Source organism: Streptomyces sp. GC420 (assembly GCF_009916105.1).
GTDB lineage: Bacteria > Actinomycetota > Actinomycetes > Streptomycetales > Streptomycetaceae > Streptomyces.
Genome location: NZ_JAAAXQ010000779.1, coordinates 1 through 1,027 on the forward strand (window position 1 = coordinate 1; position 1,027 = coordinate 1,027).

1 protein-coding gene is annotated in these 1,027 nt (G+C 74.9%); it reads right to left on the reverse strand.

The genetic code is table 11. From position 1 onward, the window contains the following. Positions 1–80 precede the first annotated feature (80 nt). On the reverse strand, positions 81–995 hold the full coding sequence (locus GUY61_RS38565) for a hypothetical protein (RefSeq protein ID WP_398958476.1): 915 nt from the start codon (positions 993–995) through the stop codon (positions 81–83). Positions 996–1,027: the final 32 nt, after the last annotated feature.

A 1,027-nucleotide genomic window follows, 5' to 3' on the forward strand; every position in this document is an offset into this window, starting at 1 on the left:
GTCGGGAACGGACCGAGGGGATCGGAGCGGAGGGACGGGGTCAGGAGCGGACCGAGGGGATCAGGAGGGGAACGACGAGGTCAGGAGTGGAACGGCAGACCGGCGTCGGCCACCAGCTCCAGGTCCTCCTCCCCGGTGGGCGGCAGCAGGCTCGCCGTGCCGTCGGTCACCGGCACCACGCCCAGGTCGAGGAGCTCGGCCATGGCGGCGCTGCCCGCCATGTCACGGACCTGGAGCTGGTAGCGGGCGGTGGTGCGGTAGGAGCCTCCGGACTCGTCGCCGGTGCGCTGGAGGAACCCGGAGTCGGTGAGGAAGACGACGGCCTTGGCGACGATGCCGGTGGTGGAACCGGCGAGGCGGCGGGCGTCCTTGGTGGCCCCGGTCGAGGAGCGCCGGGCCCAGATCCGCCAGGCGGCCTCCAGTCCCGGGGCGTCGCTGACCGGGTCGGTGTTCTCGCCCTGCTCCTCTGCCCGTTCCTCCAGGCGGCGGCAGGCCTGGCGGACGAAGGCGTCGACGCCGTTGACGGTGATCCGCCCGATGTACCCGTCGTCGGCGAGGTCCTCCGGGCGCGGGAAGGCCAGGGCGGCGACGGCGAGGTGGGCGAGGCCGTGCAGGAAGCGGTCGCCGGAGTCGGCGGAGGCGCGGCGCGCGTAGTCGCCCATGCGGACGGCGAACACGGAGTCCTCCGCGGCGGTGACGGCCATGCCGGCCCGCGGTGAGACCTCCAGGACCACGAGCCCCAGGCCCGCGGCCACGGCGTCGGCGAGCCGCGCGAACTGCGGGTCCTCGCGGTGTCTGCGGAGCAGTTCGGCGTACTCGGCGTCACGCGCGGGCAGCAGCTTCGGCTGCAGGCCGAAGGCGACGAGCCGTGCGGCGTCAGCCGCGTCGGCGGGCGTCAGCCGCGGTTCGGCCTCGCTCCGGACGGCGGCTCCCGCGCCGGGCGTCTCCCCCGGCTCGGCTCCGCGCCGTCCGGCGTGCTCGGCGTACTGCTCGATCACTGCGTCGTCTCCTCGTGGGGCTGTTGTTC